The organism is Streptomyces sp. NPDC014870, from assembly GCF_043081505.1.
Lineage (GTDB): Bacteria > Actinomycetota > Actinomycetes > Streptomycetales > Streptomycetaceae > Streptomyces.
In genome coordinates, this window is sequence record NZ_JBIBWQ010000005.1 from 16,437 (window position 1) to 32,132 (window position 15,696).

Annotated in this window: 14 protein-coding genes; 5 read left to right on the plus strand and 9 right to left on the minus strand. The window is 69.2% G+C overall.

What is annotated here, in order from left to right:
- Positions 1 to 26: 26 nt before the first annotated feature.
- The 4 genes from ACF09C_RS15710 to ACF09C_RS15725 all read left to right on the plus strand — a co-directional run bounded on the left by ACF09C_RS15710 (position 27) and on the right by ACF09C_RS15725 (position 4,614).
- Positions 27 to 686, plus strand: a complete 660-nt coding sequence (locus ACF09C_RS15710) for a hypothetical protein (protein WP_392092028.1) — start codon at positions 27 to 29, stop codon at positions 684 to 686.
- An 81-nt stretch (positions 687 to 767) separates the two neighbouring features.
- Positions 768 to 1,205: a hypothetical protein gene (locus ACF09C_RS15715; RefSeq protein WP_392092029.1), complete on the plus strand. Its 438-nt coding sequence runs from the start codon at positions 768 to 770 to the stop codon at positions 1,203 to 1,205.
- 46 nt (positions 1,206 to 1,251) lie between these two features.
- On the plus strand, positions 1,252 to 3,594 hold the full coding sequence (locus ACF09C_RS15720) for a hypothetical protein (RefSeq protein WP_392092030.1): 2,343 nt from the start codon (positions 1,252 to 1,254) through the stop codon (positions 3,592 to 3,594).
- 72 nt (positions 3,595 to 3,666) lie between these two features.
- On the plus strand, positions 3,667 to 4,614 hold the full coding sequence (locus tag ACF09C_RS15725; protein ID WP_392092031.1) for a hypothetical protein: 948 nt from the start codon (positions 3,667 to 3,669) through the stop codon (positions 4,612 to 4,614).
- A 79-nt stretch (positions 4,615 to 4,693) separates the two neighbouring features.
- Here ACF09C_RS15725 and ACF09C_RS15730 read toward each other — a convergent pair whose 3' ends face one another.
- Genes ACF09C_RS15730 through ACF09C_RS15740 form a run of 3 tightly spaced genes read right to left on the minus strand, consistent with a single transcriptional unit; the run spans position 4,694 to position 9,950 of the window.
- Complete coding sequence (locus ACF09C_RS15730; protein ID WP_392092032.1) at positions 4,694 to 6,796, minus strand: protein kinase; 2,103 nt, start codon at positions 6,794 to 6,796, stop codon at positions 4,694 to 4,696.
- Positions 6,797 to 6,825: 29 nt separating this feature from the next.
- Complete coding sequence (locus tag ACF09C_RS15735; protein ID WP_392092033.1) at positions 6,826 to 9,021, minus strand: PQQ-binding-like beta-propeller repeat protein; 2,196 nt, start codon at positions 9,019 to 9,021, stop codon at positions 6,826 to 6,828.
- Positions 9,022 to 9,026: 5 nt separating this feature from the next.
- The gene (locus ACF09C_RS15740) at positions 9,027 to 9,950 is read right to left on the minus strand and encodes a serine/threonine protein kinase (RefSeq protein ID WP_392092034.1); all 924 of its coding nucleotides are present in this window, start codon (positions 9,948 to 9,950) and stop codon (positions 9,027 to 9,029) included.
- Positions 9,951 to 10,252: 302 nt separating this feature from the next.
- On the opposite strand from ACF09C_RS15740, the gene ACF09C_RS15745 reads away from it, so the two are divergent.
- Complete coding sequence (locus ACF09C_RS15745) at positions 10,253 to 10,486, plus strand: DUF397 domain-containing protein (RefSeq protein WP_362426872.1); 234 nt, start codon at positions 10,253 to 10,255, stop codon at positions 10,484 to 10,486.
- Between the two features lie 90 nt (positions 10,487 to 10,576).
- Here ACF09C_RS15745 and ACF09C_RS15750 read toward each other — a convergent pair whose 3' ends face one another.
- The 6 genes from ACF09C_RS15750 to mycP all read right to left on the minus strand — a co-directional run bounded on the left by ACF09C_RS15750 (position 10,577) and on the right by mycP (position 15,689).
- On the minus strand, positions 10,577 to 10,885 hold the full coding sequence (locus tag ACF09C_RS15750; protein WP_392092035.1) for a WXG100 family type VII secretion target: 309 nt from the start codon (positions 10,883 to 10,885) through the stop codon (positions 10,577 to 10,579).
- Between the two features lie 16 nt (positions 10,886 to 10,901).
- Entirely contained in the window at positions 10,902 to 11,228 is a 327-nt protein-coding gene (locus ACF09C_RS15755) for a WXG100 family type VII secretion target (RefSeq protein ID WP_362426878.1), read from the minus strand.
- A 63-nt stretch (positions 11,229 to 11,291) separates the two neighbouring features.
- Entirely contained in the window at positions 11,292 to 12,470 is a 1,179-nt protein-coding gene (locus ACF09C_RS15760) for a S8 family serine peptidase (RefSeq protein ID WP_392092036.1), read from the minus strand.
- An 85-nt stretch (positions 12,471 to 12,555) separates the two neighbouring features.
- Positions 12,556 to 13,866: a hypothetical protein gene (locus ACF09C_RS15765; protein ID WP_392092037.1), complete on the minus strand. Its 1,311-nt coding sequence runs from the start codon at positions 13,864 to 13,866 to the stop codon at positions 12,556 to 12,558.
- 20 nt (positions 13,867 to 13,886) lie between these two features.
- Positions 13,887 to 14,294, minus strand: a complete 408-nt coding sequence (locus tag ACF09C_RS15770; RefSeq protein ID WP_392092038.1) for a hypothetical protein — start codon at positions 14,292 to 14,294, stop codon at positions 13,887 to 13,889.
- 141 nt (positions 14,295 to 14,435) lie between these two features.
- Positions 14,436 to 15,689: a type VII secretion-associated serine protease mycosin gene (mycP, locus tag ACF09C_RS15775; RefSeq protein ID WP_392092039.1), complete on the minus strand. Its 1,254-nt coding sequence runs from the start codon at positions 15,687 to 15,689 to the stop codon at positions 14,436 to 14,438.
- Between the last annotated feature and the right edge of the window lie 7 nt (positions 15,690 to 15,696).

The window sequence follows — 15,696 nt, forward strand, 5'->3', positions numbered from 1 at the left end:
GCACAACCGACAAGGGAGAACCTCGCATGACAGTCCGTAGGCGCATGGCGCCGGGCGTCCGTTCGGCCGCGGCGATCGCGTTGGCGGCCCTGACGCTGGTCGGTTGCGGTGCGGAGGACGGGTCGGTGGAGAAGGCGAACGACGAGCTTCGCTCGACGTCGTTCCACTCCTCCGGGACCACTACGGCGTTCAACGACGGTACGCAGGAGGCCTGGTGGGATCCCGATGAGGGGTTCCGGCTGAAGGCGTCGTGGACCGGCGGCTCCGGCGAGATGTTCTGCAAGGACGGCAAGACGTACACCCATGCGACTCTCCTCGCCAAGGGGTTGAAGGAGAAGGGGCAGTCGATCACGGTGCCCGACGAGCTGGCCGCCGTGTTCGTGACCTCGGAGACGGACGGGGGCTGCGAGACGTACTTCCAGATCCCCAAGGCGGCGGAGCACGCACCGGAGGAGGACCGCACGTCGCAGGGCAAGCTGACCCGCGCCTTCTCCGTCTCGGTGGGCACCGCGCGGGACACGTACTACATCGAGTCCGACACGTCGCGTCTCGTACAGCTGGTGTCGGGCCGGAACGGGGTGTTCAGCACCACGGAGTACGACTCCTTCGGGGAGAAGTTCTCGATCACGCTGCCTTCGGACGCCGACACGATGTCCATGGACGAGTTCCGCAGGCAGGCCACGTAAGGCGGGGCGGTCGCGCCAGTTCTCGGGCACGGCGCTCATCACAGGTGTGGCCCTGCACGGGCCAGGAACGGGGAGGTCGGTATGGGGTTCGACGAGGAATGGGACGCGCTGCGTTCGCAGGCGGCGGAACGTCAGACGACGAGCATGCAACTGAATCAGCTGCCCGCCGACAGGTCGGGGCCGACGGGTGGTGAGACGGGGACCTTCGCGTCGACGCCCGGGGAGAAGAAGGCCGCAGCGAACACGATCGAGAACGAGTTGGAGGGGAAGACCAAGAACGCCACCGACTGGGCCGATGAGGCGTCGAACAATGCGATCAAGGCATTCGACGGGTGGGACACGGCCGCGGGCCTGAAGAAAGTGCAGGAGACCTGGGACCAGCAGGTGAAGGTCCTGATGGGACGGCTCTCCGCGGAGAAGTTCGCGCTGAGGGGCGCGAACAACTACGTCCTGGGCAATGAGATCGACATCAACTCCCAGTTCGCACCGATCGCCAAGTCGGGGCTCGACGGCGTATAGGTTCCGGGATTTCGTCTCACCGACACCTCACGGGGAAGCAGGACGCATGCTGACGTACTACGAAGTCATGACGACCGACTTCGGCAAGCTCACCACGGCCGCGGAGAAGTGGGACTCCATGGCCGGCGAGATCAAGAAGGTCGAGGACCGATACAAGGACACGGTCCAGAAGATCGTCATCGGCCCGAACTGGACCGGTGTCAGCGCCGGTGTCGCAGGAACCAACTTCGCGGGGACCCGCTACGAGTACAGCGCGGCGCAGATCCAGGCGAAGGCGATAGCCTCGCTGCTCCGCGACGCCCACACTCAGTTCGTCGACCTCAAGAAGAAGCTCGAATCCGCGCGGGCCGAAGCCGTCGAGGCCGGAATGTTGGTCTCGGAACAGGGCAACGTCACGTTCGACTACGCCAGCCTGACAGAGTCCGAGCGGCGTGCGTACCGGAACGACCCCGACGGTCAGACGGTGGTCCGTGAATCCGTCGCCAAGTGGCAGAAGCACATCGACGACCGGGTGAAGGTCGTCTCGGACGCCGACGAGGGCGTCAAGATCGCCCTCGAAGCCGCGGTTGTCGACAGCAACAAGGACGCGTTCGGAAAGGGCAAGGACGACCAGCTCAACGGCTTCAACGCCGGAGCGCAGGGCGACATCGAGGTCTATGAAGCACGCAACGCCGAAGAGATAGCCACCCGTATCAACAGTGGCGAGAAGGTATCCGCCGCCGACTATGCGGAGCTCAACCGCGCTTTCCGCGACAACTCGGACAACAAAGCCTTCAGCCAGACCTTCATCGGCGGTGTCGGCGCCGACGGCACGATCAAGCTGGCGAACGCGCTGAACAACCGGGCGCACTCCGGTGACGAGTCCCAGCGCGGCCTGTACCGCGACACGAACAAGGGGCTCTCCGACACCCTGGCCGGGGCCACGATGGTGCCCGACTTCAAGGGTGCCGACGGCAAGAAGCTCGCCTACGGGACGAAGGCGTACCAGGACGCCTTCACCGACTGGTCCAAGACGTCGGACGCGCGGTTCTACAACGACTTCATGGGCGACCTGAAGAAGGCGGGCGTCGCCAAGTACGACCTCGACGTGGCCGGCGACAAGATCTCCGTCGGTACGGGACACGGCCAGGAGATCCGCGGCTACCAGGGCCTGGCCACCCTCATGCAACAGGGCGGTGGCTACTCCCCGCAGTTCCTCGGCGACGTCACGGACGACATGATCGCCGCCGAGAAGAAGGACAAGGGCATCTGGGACCTGCACGGCTCCTTCGACGGCAAGGAGGACGGCTGGTTCAAGAACGACCCCGTCGACGGTGTCCTCAACGTCATGAGCCGCGACCCGGAAGCGGCGACCGGCTACCTCGATCCGAGCGCCGACGGTGACAAGGACCGACTGCAGTACCTCCTCAAGGACCGCGACTGGGACACCGTCAACACGACGGACTGGCGCGGCAACATCGAGACGACGGGCAAGGACACCTCCGACAAGGACGTCCGCTCCGGCCTCGGTCTCGCCCTGGAGGCCGCCACGACGGGGCACACGCCTCTCAAGCCCGGCCAGGACCCGTGGCCGGCCACGCCGCACACCGAGGCGCAGGCGCGCATCATGCACGACGTCATCGGCACGCTCGGCCCGGACCAGAGCGTCCATGAGAACCTGCGCGAGCCGCTGGCCCGTTCCCTGGCCTCGTACACCGCGGACACGCACGAGATGCTGGCTGGCCTGGACGCCGACTACGTCAAGGCGGCCGGAACAGGGTTCTTCAAGGAGGGCGACACCACGCACCTGGCCGTGCCCCAGGACGATCTGGTGCAGTTCATGCGCGGACTCTCGGAGGACCCGGAGGCGTACGGCACCCTCCACAAGGCCGAGTCCCGGTACATCGACCTCTCGCTCGAGCAGATCCCGGAAGGCGCCAAGGGCGCCGAAATGACCAACCCGCTCAACAAGGCGGGTACCGCTCTGGGCGCGATGGCCTCCATCCGGGAGGACGTGATCAACGACGGCCGGATGGCGGGCTACAGCGAGGCGGACTGGAAGGCCAAGATCGCCTACCACGTCATCGGTGGCGCGGTGACGCCTCTCTACTTCACGACCGCGGGCGGCGTCTCCATCGCCTTCGGTGACTCCCTGCAGCGCGGCGTGGACACATGGGCCTGGCAATGGGGCAACGAGATGAAGGCCCAAGTGGACGCGAAGGCGAACCCGGCCATCGCGGACAACTACCTGTCCGTCAACACGCAGGTGCCGATTCTCGTCAGCGACTGGGCGACCGGACGACCCGACATCCCCGACGCCGATGTCCAGAACTACACACGCAACGTCCTGGACGGACGGGTCCGCGGTACGGAAACCGCTCAGAAGTACCTGACGGACACGACGAACTGACCTGGCTGTCGACGGAAAGGAATGAGGGCAAGCATGACTGGGCGTACTGCGCGCCGAACCACGCCGTTGACGGTGGTCATCGTTGTCGGGGTGTCTCTGGCGCTGCTGGGCGGGATCATCACGTGGTTCGTCGTCGGCCGGGACTCGTCGTCGTCCACGTGCAACGGTCTGGCCGAGAGCGAGCGGGTTGAGCGGTCCTTGGGGGCGGCCGTGCAGCCCGGCATGAGCTGCGCCGCGTTCGGTGAGGCCATCGTGAAGGCGACGGTGAACGGCGAGCCCGGACGCCACAGTCAGCAGCAGGCCCAGGCTTTGAAAGACGTCCTGTTCGCGGTCGGGTTCACGCAGCCGAGCGACTTCACCCTCGATCCCGCGCTGCGGCTCCCGCTCGCGACCGCGTTGGCGGATTACACCGCGGACGTACACGAGATACTCGCCGCCCTCGACAGCAAGTACGTCGTCGAGGGCGATCAGTTGGCCCCGCCTTGGGAGTCCGGCGGGACCTATCACCTCTCCGTGCACGGAGACTTCTTCCGGGACGTCGTGCGTGCGATCTCCGAGGACCCCCGCGCCTACGCTCTACTGCGCGCGGCCGAGACCCGGCACGTGGCGCGGGAACTGGCCGGTGTCCCCCATGACGCGAAGGAGGCGTCCCTCTCCTTGCCACCGACCAAGAGCGCTCGCGTCCTCGGTGTTCTCGACGGTATCGCAGCAGTGGCTGTAGACCGCCTGGACGAAGACGAGGCGCGAGCCTGGCGTGCGAGGGCCGTGGCTGAGCTCGAGCGTGGCCTGGCCGCCCCGGCGGGAGAGGGGAACGACCCCGACGACCGCCTTACGGCCGCCTGGCTCCAGAGCTTCGAGGGAACCGGGGCGGAGGGGCGCTTCGATCACCTGAGGACTCAGGGCGTCGATCTCGCCCGGATCTGGCTGAAGAGCAGGAACACGGACGAGGCGACACAGGAGAGCGTGCTCGCCGAAGTCGAAGGCAGCGCCCTCACTGGCTTCAAGGAGATCGAGTCGTGAGCGCGGGCGTCGGGCAGTAGTAGACCTCAGCATCGCTGCGGCTCGGCGGGCGGGACAACGCCGAGCCGCACGACGTCGTTCAGAACACGGGCAGGGCGCTCAGTGAGGTGCCGTCCATGAGGAACACGCGGTTTCCGTCGCCCGTGATCCAGTAGAGGTCGGGGGTCTTGATGATGCGGAACACCCACGGCGGACGGCCTTCGGACGAGAGGTCGATGACGTTGATGCCTCCTTGCTTCGTGTTGACCGCGACCGACCAGAGTCCGTTTCCCTGCACGACGAGCGGGCTGGGCGGATCGCACTGGAAGAGGCCGGCGTACGCCCAGTCGCTCGGCTTTCCGTCCCGGAGGTCGTAGCGGAGCGGGGATCCGAGGAAGGACGCGTACACGTGTCTGCCGTCGAGGGTCGGCGGGCCCCAGAAGGCGGCTTCGGCGTTCGGCGTTCGGGGGTTCTCGGCCGTCCAGCGTTCCTTTCCGTCGACGACGTCGACGACGGTGAGGTTCCTGCCGGTCATGCAGAGGGAGCCCCCGGACAGGGCGAGTTTGGCGCGGGTGCCTTCGGCCTGGTCGTGTCGGTCCCAGACCTTGCGGCCGTCGGCCGTGGCGAGGGCGATGACATCCCCCTCCTCCGTGCCGATCACCAGGCGGCCCTGCCCCGCCACCCCACGCGACAGGGCCTTCGTGCCGAGATCCGAGCCGACGTCGACCGTCCAGCGGATCTCGGCGTCGGACTGGCCGATGCTGCGCACGCGCCTGTCCTTGGTGATGACATAGACGGCGTCGTCGTCCGCGGCGAGGAGGGAGGACGCCTCCGCGGGGGACGTCCACTTCGGCTCTCCTGTCGAGGCGACAAAGGTCCTCAGCGTGCCGCTCCGGTCAGTGGCCGCGATCAGGCGGTCGGAGAGTGACAGATACCGCTGCGCGGACACGGTCTCCGGTGCCGACCACCGGAGGCTGCCGTCGACGACTCCACGCGCGGCGATGCCGCCCCCCGGTGCACCGACGATAACGACGTCCCGTACCGGCAGGGGTGCGGGCGTCGGGTCTCCGAGCGCCGAGGAGACGCTCCAGAGGGGCTCGGGCGTCTCGCCGAGGACGTAGTCCCCCTTCGTCGGGTCCAGGACACGGGCCTTCGGGGTCTCCACGGCCGGCGGGATGTCGAACGGGCCGCCCGCGCCGTTCGACCGCCGGCTCCACCACGCGGCGGTACCGCCGCCCACGGCGAGCACGGTCCCGCCGACGGCCAGGCCCGTCAGCAGGCGCCGGCGCGAGACGGATCGTGGTGCGACCCCGCCCGGCACCGTGGTCAGCTGATGGAGGGAGCGCCCACGGGCCGCGATGTCGCCGGCGATCGGTCCCCGCTTCCAGGCGCGTTCGGCGCCCCGCGGCGGGGCGAACGACTGGATGATCTGGTCCGGCAGCGGCCGGTACGCCGGGTCCGCGGCGAGGCACGGCCCGATCAGCGGCTGGAGCACGGGCGGTACGCGGTCCAGGCGGGGCGCGCCGTGGACCACCTCGTACTGCACGGCGGCGACGTGCGCGCCTTCGTACGCGTGGTGTCCGCTCGCCGCGTACACCAGGACCGCGCCCAGGGAGAAGACGTCGGCCGGTGGGCCGACACGTCGGCCCAGGACCTGCTCGGGCGCTCCGTAGCCGGGGGTGACCGGGATCTGGCCGGTCGTCGTGAGGGTCAGTCCGTGTTCCGGGCGGGCGATGCCGAAGTCGATGACGCGCGGGCCCGTCGAGGTGAGCACGATGTTGGCCGGTTTCAGGTCGCGGTGGACGAGGCCGGCGGCGTGGATGTCCCGGAGCGCGTGGGCGAGCGCCGCCGCGAGGGCGCGTACCGTCGGTTCGTCCAGCGGTCCGTGGGCGTGAACGGCGTCGGCGAGTGTCGGACCGGTCAGGTACTCGGTGGCGATCCACGGTCGCCCGCCCTCCGTCCGGGCGTCCAGGACGCGAGCCACGGAGCCGCTCACGACCGTACCGGCCATCTCGGCCTCGCGGACGAAGCGACGTGCGAGGTTCTCGTCGTGCGCCAGGTGGGGGTGCAGCACCTTCACGGCGGCCGCGCGGCCTTCCCCGTCCTGGCCGACGTAGACCTTGCCCATGCCTCCTTCACCGAGCACGGCGAGGATGCGGTACGGGCCCAGTCGGATCGGGTCTCCGGACTCCAGCGGCTTCATTGCGTAGGACGCTTTCTGTGGGGGTGAGTTCAGGCGAGGGGGTACGCGGCCGCGTACTCCTCGCCGATGGCGATGAGCCGCTTGGCGGAGGTGTGGGTGAAGTACCGTCCCTTGGCCGCCTTCAGGGGACGGGAAGAGACGCCGGTGCGGATGTCCGCTGCCACGAGCCCGGACGAGGACCTGCTGTACACGGAGGCGATCCCGACCACAGGAGGGTTGGCGAGGTCCTCGGCCGTGGCGGCGCGGCTCTCCGCCCAGCGCAGGGTGCCGCTCGCGGCGTCGAGCGCGACAAGGCCGCGGCCTTCCTCCACCGCGTAGACGACACCGTCCTTGACGGCCGCGGGGCCGAAACGTGCTCCCGGCGTCCGCCCTTCGAAGCGCCAGGCCGTCCCGCCGTCGGTCAGACGGAGCGCGAGCAGTTCACCGGCCGCCGGGTACACGTGCTTGTCGTCCACCGCGAGTTGGGCCCTGTCGAGAGCCGGCCGCTCGCTCTCGAGCGGCCGATTCCACAGCGCTCTGCCGGTCGCCGCGTCGCGTACGACGAGGCTCGGTACGCCGTCCGCGGACTGCTGGACGAGGACCAGGTGCTCGCCGGTGACCTGGGAGGACAGACAGTGCAGGCGCTCGGACTTGTCCGGCCGTGCGGGCAGCGGGGTCTCCCAGAGCTTCCTTCCCGAACCGGTCTCGACGGCCAGCAGGAACCACTGCTGGTCCTTGCGGAAACCGACCCTCTCGTGCGGGCCGCGGCCCGCTGCCAGGAAGACGGCGTCGCCCGTCGCGCCGAGCAGCTGGGTCCCGTAGAGGATCGCCCTGAGGTCGTCGATCTCGCAGAAGGGGTCGTCGAGCTTTCCGGTCGCCGGATCGACCGTGGAGAGGGTGAGCGGATCGGTCTCTTCGAGCGTGTAGTCGGCGGCATACATCCGCCTGCCGTCCGTGGCCATGCGGCGCCTGAAATAGACCTCGGGGTCCGCCCACTTCGTCTCTCCCGTGAGGGGATCCAGGCCCTGCACCCCGTACTCCCCCATGACGAGCAGTCCGTCGAGGACGAGCGGCGCGGGGAGGATGAGGGGGTTGAAGTAGCTGGTGCTCACCTGCCAGGAGAGGTCCCACTTGGGCTGCTGCGGAGCCGCGGTGGCGGGTGGCTTGGGATCGGTGTCGTCCTGGTTCCCGAGCAGGACCCAGGCACCGGCGCCCACCGCCGCCGCTCCGAGCGCGGAACTCCCGCCGATGGTAAGGAGCTTGCGGCGGGAGAGCGGAGAGGCGACCCTCGGGGTGCCGTTCGGGTCCGGGTTCGGGACGGTTTCGGCGAGGGCCTGTTCAGGTGGGGACGGAAGGCGGTGCGGCTTGGCCCGCCACACGCCGCCGGCGCGGCGGGCGACCTCCATGAGCAGGGGCTCGGGGAGGTAGTCGGCGAAGTCGCCCTGGTCGCGTCCGAGTTGGGTGGCGAGTTCGGTGGTCGCGGGGCGGTCGGCGGGGTTCTTGCCGAGGCAGCGGGCCAGGATCGAGACCAGCCGCGGCGGGACCGCGCCGAGGTCGGGGTCGGCATGGCGGACGCGGTAGAGGAGGTCCGCGTGCTGTCCGGCGCCGAAGGGGCCCCGGCCGGTCGCCGCGTAGGTGAGGACCCCGGCGAGGGCGAAGACGTCGCCCGCGGCGGTGTGTTCCTGTCCGGTCGCCTGCTCGGGGGACATGTAGGCGGGCGTACCCGCGGCCGCACCGGTGCGGGTGAGACGGTCGTCGCCGATGGCCCTGGCGATACCGAAGTCGATGACCTTGGGACCGTCCGCGGTGATCATGATGTTGGAGGGCTTGAGGTCCCGGTGGACGACGTCCGAGGCGTGGAGCTGCGCCAGCGCCGCGCAGAGCCGTACGCCCAGCGCCCGTACGGCGGTCTCGGGAAGCGGACCGGCGAGAGCCACGGCGTCGTCGAGAGGCGGGCCGAGCACGTACTCGGTGGCCAACCACGGGGTTTCCGCGAGCGGGTCGGCGTCGAAGACCCGGGCCCCGTGGACGGGGCCGATGACACGGGCCGCGTCCACCTCAAGCCGGAAGCGGGCACGGATGGCGGGGTCGGTGGCGATACGCGCGTGCATGGTCTTCAGCGCCGCCGTTCGCCCGGTGTCCGAACGGGCGAGGTAGACCGTTCCCATGCCGCCGCTGCCCAGGCGGGCGATGAGGCGGTACGGGCCGAGGCCGGCGGGGTCGTCGTGGGTGAGCGGAGAGAACATCGGCGTCAGTCAGTCCAGATCGGCGACGGGCGGGAGTTCGGCGGAAGTTCGGCAGCGAGTACCTGCGCCGACTGGCGTGCCAGCCAGGCGACCACCGCCGCCGGCAGGGGAAGGGGGGCCGCCGCGTCCAGGGCCGTGGCCTGATGCGCCGCCGGAGCCGTGGGGGCAGCCGTACTCGCGCCCGGGTTCAGATGGGCGAGGACCTCGTGCGCCTGGGGGCGGGTCGCGGGATCGCGGGAGATGCAGGCCGGGATCAGGGTGCGGAGGAACACGGGGAGTTCCTGGCGTTCGGGGACGGTGTGGCCGGTGCCGGCGTACGCGAGCACCGCGCCCAGGGCGTACACGTCGCCCAGCGGGCGCGGACGCCCCCCGGCGGCCTGCTCCGGAGCGAGGCTTCCGGCTTCGAGGCCGGGCAGCCCGTCGCGTCGCTCGCCGTCCGGTGCGGCGGCCCGTACGGCCCCGTAGCAGCACAGGCGCGGCCCCTCGGTGGTGAGCAGGACGGCTGCCGGGGAAAGCCCCGCGTGCGTCACGCCGCGAACGTGCGCCGTGGCCAGCGACTGGGCGAGGGCGGTGCCCAGGGCCCGTACGAAGGGTTCGGGCAGCGGCCCGCCGTGCGCCCGCAGGGCGGCGGGAAGCGGGAGCGAGGGGACGTACGGCGTCGCGCTCCAGGGAAACTCCGCCGTGCCACCGGTCTCCTCCACCGGCTGGAACCCCGGGATCGAGAGCCGACGGGCCTCCTCCGCCTCGATGGCCCAGCGGCCGGGGTCGGCGGCGGCGTGCGGGCGGGCGGCGAGGTACGTGCGGTCACCGTCGACACCGCGCACGATGAACCGGCGTGCGGGCACGGGCTGCTCGGAGTCCGCGTCGAGGCGGGCCAGGGTGACGAAGGATCCAGCCCACGGAGGGTCGCCGTGGCGTAGCCGCGACATTTCACGCACCCCTGCAATCTGTTGTTGAGCCTGGACGAGCCTACTTGAGCGCTACTGCGAGGGCCGGAGCGGGTACGGGAGCAGTGCGGGGCCCGAGGCGGCAGGTGGATTCCGGAGGTTCAGAGGTTCAGGGAGGTTCAGAGGTTCAGGGAGGTTCAAAGGATCCGGGAGGTCCAAAGGATCCGGGAGGTCCAAAGGATCCGGGAGGTTCAAAGGTTCAGGTGACAGGGGACCCTCTCGACGCCGATCATTGACCTGCAAGGACGTTCCACGTTCCGCCACCGCACGAAGGGGCCGGCCAGATGGGCACTCAGCAGGAGAAGGACGAGCTGTACGCGCTCGACATCAGCGACGTCGAGTGGCAGGGCGCGCCCGGCACGAGCCCCGACGAGGAGCGCGTGGAGATCGCCCATCTCCCGGGTGGAGCGGTCGCGATGCGCTCGTCGCTCGACCCCGACACCGTTCTGCGCTACACGGAGGCCGAGTGGACGGCGTTCGTCCTGGGCGCGAAGGACGGCGAGTTCGACCTGACGTAGGTCGCGCGGGATTGCCGCCACGCAGTGGAAGGGGCCCGTTCCGGGTGGAACGGGCCCTTCGCGCGTGCCGCACGGCATTCCGCCGTGGGGTCAGAACCCCTCGGTGAACAGGCGCGAGGCCTTGATGTCCGTGCCTCGGTAGCTGTCCTTGCCCTGCTCGATCTGCTTGGCGACGAGTTCGAGCCGCTCCTTCATGTCCGTGGCGCGCTTCTTGTACTTGCCCTGGAGGATCACGTACTCCGCGTGGGCCTCACCGTCCCAGGTGTCGGTGACGACCCGGAGGGCGGCGTTCATCTCTTCGAGGTCCTTGATGATGTTCGAGGAGACGACCCGGAGGCGGTTCGCCATCTCCTGGACGCTCTCGTACCGGACCTTGGTGTTCTGGTCGATGCCGGACATCGTGCTCTCCTCGGGCTCAGATGTTGTTCAGCGCGGAGTTGTTGGCCTTGAGGGTCTGGTACACCTCGAAGTCGTTCGCCGCGCTCAGGTTCTTGGTCTCGTTGACCGCCGTGAGCAGCACGTTGAGCAGGCGGCGGATGGTGTCGTGGTCCTCGTTGAGAAGCGACTGCGCCGTCTTGAAGCCGGCGGCACCGGCACCCGTCCAGCCCGCGTGGACCGTTTCGAGGATGTTGGCCATCTCGCGGGCCTGCTTGGAGACCTCTTCACCGGTCTGCATGATCTTGTTCTTGGCCTGGGTTACCGGATCCTCGGCAAGCCCGAACCCACCTGCGGGGCTGGTCATGTGACGCTCCTCGTTGTCGGGAAGTGCTCGTGCTCGTTGCGCGTACGCGTAGCTCAGCTCTGGCTACGCTCTCCTGTTGCGTCTGCCTGCCGTCACGACGACGCCGATGACGACGGCGACGACCGCGACGGCACTCACGGCGATGCCCCAGAGCGGGAATCCGCCCTCGTCGGGCCGGGCCGCGGACTCAGGCTTCTTGGATTCCTGGTCCGGCCCGTTGGTGCCGCTTGCCCCCGTGCTGTCAGGAGAGGGGGAAGTCTGAGGTGTGGGCGACTGCGACTGCGTTTTGTCCTGTGCCTGCTGCTGCGCGGTGAGCAGCGGGTTGACGTTCGGGTCGCCCGGGTTGCCCTTGCCCTCCAGGAGAACCTGGGCGGGCCGGATGGAGCCCCAGCCGATGTACTTGCTCGGCACCTCACCGACGTGGCCTGCGGTCTCCATCATGACCCGGAGGACCTGGTTGGCGGTCCAGTCGGGGTGCGCGGACCAGATGAGGGCGGCGGTGCCGGAGGCGATGGCGGTGGCTTGGCTTGTGCCCCAGCCCGCGCAGTACTTCGACTTGTCGTCCGTGCAGCGCCCGGGGATCTCTACGCCTGGGGCGGCGAGTGCCAGGTGGTCGCCGTAGTTGGAGAACTTGGCGACCTTGCCCTTCGTGTCGAGGGCGCCGACGGCGACCACTCCGGGGATGGCTGCGGGGTATTGCGGGTTCTCGAATCCGTCGTTGCCGGAAGCCGCGAAAATCAATGCCCCCTTCTGCCCCGCGTAGCTCACTGCCTCCTGCCACTCCTGATCTTCCTCCGGATCAGCAGGGCCACCCGACGAGATGTTGATGACACGCGCGCCATTGTCTACGGCGTAGCGGATCCCCTTCAGAGTCGCGCCGTTTCCGAAGAAGGCCTGATCACCCGTCCTAACAGGAAGGATCTTCGCATCGGGGGCGATTCCCTTGATACCACCACCGGCTCCGCTGCCCGCGATGGCGATAGCCATGTTCGTGCCGTGCCGGTCGTCCTCCCGCTCATCGAGGCGACCGGGCCCTCCACCGGCGTCGTAGAAGTTGTAGCCGGGCAACACCTTGCCGCGAAGCTCCGACACCGTCGAGTCGACTCCGGTGTCCAGTACTGCGACGGTCATGCCTTTACCCGTGGCGACCTTCCACAGATCGTCCGCCTTCATCGCGTCGAGGTACCACTGACGTCCGCGCATGTCTTCCGCCTGCGCCGCCGGAGCCGCGATGGTCGACATCGCGACGACAGCGCTCAGTACACCGAGTGAACCCGCCGCGCGACGGCAAGAGACTCGGACAAGCTGGGGCATGGACGAAGCACTCCTAGTCGATGACAGGCGGGACGATCTGGCGTCGGCCCGTGGCCCACGTCTCCTCGTCCTCAGTTAGATAGTCAGGCCGGGAACGACTCGTGCGGCGCTCCTCCTCGCCCCGCTCGGTCGAGGTCGGGCGGACCAGGCCAGTGCCACCCGGGGTGAATGCCCGAGCACCGGACCCGGTGGGATTCCCAACGGTGCCACCTGGCTGTACGGCCAGCCGTCGGCCCACCGCACCGCTGGCGTTGCCACCCGGAGCGCCGTGCATGCCCGCGCCAGGCCCGTGCGCGCCCGCCGCTCCGCGAGCGTACTGAGCAGCGCGTTCCTCGCCGATCACCGGGCCCATCGGCAGGCGCGGCCCCTGGCCGGGAAGCGGCGTACGGCCAGGCACCTGGCGGCCGCCTGTGATGCCTTCCGCACGTGGCGGTGTCGCGAGCGGGCTGGGGCCCTTCAGGCCGCCGTTGGCAGGACCCGGAAGCCCCGGGTTCCCGCGAGGCGGACCCGAGGTCGGCTGTGGTGCAAGGGGCGGCAAGGGGGGCGTCGGCGGACCGGCCGTTGTCACCGGCGGCGTGGTCGGCGGTTGCCCGGTGGTGCGGGGCGGAGCCTCCGGCGTGACTGTCACGGAGTCAAGGTTGGTGTTCACCTCAGATTCCGGCACCCTCTGTGCAGCGGGAGGCACGGCAACGTCAGGGACTGTCCGCCCCGGGGACGCACCATCACGTGTCCTGGTCGACGACTGGTCGACATCAGTAGCGCCTCCTCCGGCGGAAGCCCCAAAGGTTGCGCCGCCAGTGGCATTCGGCCCGTACGCGTACTCGCCGCCCCGGTCTTGCCCCCCAAGTGGCTTGAACTCCGGCTCTCGCTCCGCCCCCATCCGCTCCCGCGTCGCGTCGTAGTACGACGACAGACGCTCCAGCTGGTGGATCGCCTCCTGGAGCTTCGGGCCCGTTTCCGACTCGATGCGGGCCTTCTCCTTCTCCGGGTCCGCGAAGCACATGCCCGCCGGCTTCGGGACCGCGGCCTTAGCCTCGGAGAGGGCCTGGCCCGCGCGCTGCATCTCGTCCGCCACGACCTTGGTGAAGTCGCCCAGGACGAGCGTTTCGGTGGCCACGCCACCGGCCCAGGTGCGGAACGCGTTGCCGCCTTCGCCCTCCCACTGGACACGGCTGACGTACAACCGCAGGTCCGCGGCGATGTCCAGGATCTTCGGGACCGCCGCCGCCAGCGCCGAGCCGGTGGTGGTGATCTCCTCCGGCTTGGCGGACGCGATCATCGCGTAGAGGGCGTCCAGGGACTTCCCCTCGAACTCTCCTGCCATGGTGTTGCCACTCCCCCCGTTTAGCTGAATCCGCCGGTGTCGCCCGTGTCCTTGGCGGGCTGCTCGGGCTTGTCCTTGTCGGTGCCCGTTCCCTCGCCGCCCTGGCGCTCGCGGTACTCCTCCTGCGTGCGCTTCTGGATCGCGGCGTACCGCTCGCGTTCCTCCTCGTCCACGCCCGCGTAGCCCTTGTCGGCGATCGTCGCCGCGAGGCCCATGCCTTCGATCGTCTCGCCGAAGGTTCTGGTGAGCTCTTCGAGTCGGGTGCGTACCTTTTCGTATGCACTGTGCAGTTCCGTCGCGGCCGTGAATCCCGTGCCGTACGAAGCCGCCGTGACCTTCTGCTCGCCGATCTTCGTGTGCTCGGCCGGCGAGCCCTGCAGTTCCTCGACGAGCTTCTGCATGCGTGAGTAGAAGCTCTGGAGAGTCACCTCTCCGACTTCCAGCCCCTTGTTGCCGCCCCCGCCCGGCCCCGTCATCTCAGTGCCCCCTCGTCAGGCTCATGAACTCGTTCACCACTCTAGCCATTTGGTACGACAGTTCCAATTGCAAAGCTGGATCGTTGACGCCGCTCATCCGGCCGGTCTCCGGCTCCGGCGTCGGCTGTCTCTGATGACCGTCGCCGTGCCCGCGACCACGGCCACCAGGACGACGCCCACGCCCAGGGCGTACGTGCCGATGCGCTCCGCCCGTTCCTGGGGGGTCTCCGTCATCGCCAGGTGGGCCGGTTCCGGGGCCGGGGGCTTCGGTGGGGCCGGGTCGGGGACCGGGGCCGTCGGGGCCGGGTCGGGGGCGTCGGACAGGGCCCGTACCGGGTCGACCACGCCCCAACCCACGTGGTTGTCACGGCCGTTGACGGACCGTACCGCCGTCTGTTCGATACGGGCCACGATCTGGGCCGGGGTCCACTTCGGGTGCTTGGCGCGCAGGAGCGCGGCGACGCCCGAGACGTACGGGGCCGAGAAGCTCGTGCCGTTGTCGACGCACTGGCCGCCGCCGGGGACCGTGGAGACCATGTCGACGCCCGGGGCCGCTACGCCCACGAACGTGCCGGATTGAGAGAACTCCGCCCGTTCGTTGTTGCGGTCCGAGGACGCCACCGCGAGGACGCCCGGGAAGGCCGCCGGGTATGTGTTCTTGAGCTTGCCGTCCATGCCGTCGTTCCCGGCCGAGGCCACCACCACTACGTTCTCCGCCAAGGCTCGGGCCACCGCCCTGCCCATCGCCGAGTCCTCGCTCAGGGCCTGGGTGGTGTCCTGGGAGATGTTGATGACGTCGGCGCCCTTGTCGACCGCGTGGTCGATCGCCAGGGCCATGGTGTCCGACTTGCCGCTGTTCTTCTCGTCGTTCTGGCGGATCGGGATGATCGTCGCCTCGGGCGCCAGGCCGACGAAGCCCGTCCCGACCCGCGGGCGGGCGGCGATGATGCCGGCCACCTTGGTGCCGTGTCCGACCTCGTCGACCGTGCCGTCCGTCTTACCCCGCTGGGAGTCGTCCGCGCCGCCCGGGTTGTCCTTGTCCGGCTTCAGGTAGTCCTTGCCGGACTTGGCGTCCACCGCCGACTTGAGCTGCGGGTTGACGTCGTCCACGCCCGTGTCGATGACCGCGACCCGTACGCCCTTGCCCTTGGTGTCCTGCCACAGCTCGTCCAGCAGGACCCGCTGGAGGGACCAGGGGATGCCCTCGATCTGCTTCTTCATCGGGAACGTGCACTCGCCGCTGCCGTCGAGGGCCAAAGAAGGCTGCGCGGCCGACGCCGGCGGCGCCGCCAGCAGCGCCGTCAGCGTCGTCGCCGTGAGCCAGGAGAGTTTCCGGGTCGTCGTCATCCGGCGC

Excerpts from the sequence above, each read along its gene's own strand:
- ACF09C_RS15710 (WP_392092028.1), top strand. The coding sequence starts at position 27 with ATGACAGTCCGTAGGCGCATGGCGCCGGGCGTCCGTTCGGCCGCGGCG.
- ACF09C_RS15715 (WP_392092029.1), top strand. The coding sequence starts at position 768 with ATGGGGTTCGACGAGGAATGGGACGCGCTGCGTTCGCAGGCGGCGGAA.
- ACF09C_RS15720 (WP_392092030.1), top strand. The coding sequence starts at position 1,252 with ATGCTGACGTACTACGAAGTCATGACGACCGACTTCGGCAAGCTCACC.
- ACF09C_RS15730 (WP_392092032.1), bottom strand. The coding sequence starts at position 6,796 with ATGAAGCCGCTGGAGTCCGGAGACCCGATCCGACTGGGCCCGTACCGC.
- ACF09C_RS15735 (WP_392092033.1), bottom strand. The coding sequence starts at position 9,021 with ATGTTCTCTCCGCTCACCCACGACGACCCCGCCGGCCTCGGCCCGTAC.
- ACF09C_RS15740 (WP_392092034.1), bottom strand. The coding sequence starts at position 9,950 with ATGTCGCGGCTACGCCACGGCGACCCTCCGTGGGCTGGATCCTTCGTC.
- ACF09C_RS15745 (WP_362426872.1), top strand. The coding sequence starts at position 10,253 with ATGGGCACTCAGCAGGAGAAGGACGAGCTGTACGCGCTCGACATCAGC.
- ACF09C_RS15750 (WP_392092035.1), bottom strand. The coding sequence starts at position 10,885 with ATGTCCGGCATCGACCAGAACACCAAGGTCCGGTACGAGAGCGTCCAG.
- ACF09C_RS15755 (WP_362426878.1), bottom strand. The coding sequence starts at position 11,228 with ATGACCAGCCCCGCAGGTGGGTTCGGGCTTGCCGAGGATCCGGTAACC.
- ACF09C_RS15760 (WP_392092036.1), bottom strand. The coding sequence starts at position 12,470 with ATGTCGACCATCGCGGCTCCGGCGGCGCAGGCGGAAGACATGCGCGGA.
- ACF09C_RS15765 (WP_392092037.1), bottom strand. The coding sequence starts at position 13,866 with ATGGCAGGAGAGTTCGAGGGGAAGTCCCTGGACGCCCTCTACGCGATG.
- mycP (WP_392092039.1), bottom strand. The coding sequence starts at position 15,689 with ATGACGACGACCCGGAAACTCTCCTGGCTCACGGCGACGACGCTGACG.